The organism is Paracoccus sp. M683, assembly GCF_007096355.1.
In the GTDB taxonomy this organism is placed as follows: Bacteria; Pseudomonadota; Alphaproteobacteria; order Rhodobacterales; family Rhodobacteraceae; genus Paracoccus.
Map to the genome: position 1 here is coordinate 1 of NZ_VKDF01000081.1, position 261 is coordinate 261.

1 pseudogene is annotated in these 261 nt (G+C 61.7%); it reads right to left on the reverse strand.

Features of this window, described 5'->3' with window-relative positions:
- Positions 1 to 261, reverse strand: a pseudogene (locus FNJ84_RS21880) (transposase); the annotation flags it as partial.

Below are 261 nucleotides of genomic sequence, written 5' to 3' on the forward strand. Positions count from 1 at the left end.
CCCCTCATCGCCACCGCCTTCTCGGCCAACTCCCGGCGTTGAGCTGGCCGTGTCACTTTTTTCCAAGAGCTTCTCGAAGCAGGTCGGCCTGCATGCTGAGATCGGCAAACATGCGCTTCAGCCGCCGGTTGTCGTCCTCCAAGGCCTTCATCTGACCCATCATGGACGCATCCATGCCGCCATACTTGGCCCGCCACTTGTAGAACGTCGCGCTGCTGATCCCGTGCTCGCGGCACAATTCGGGAACGGGCATCCCACCCT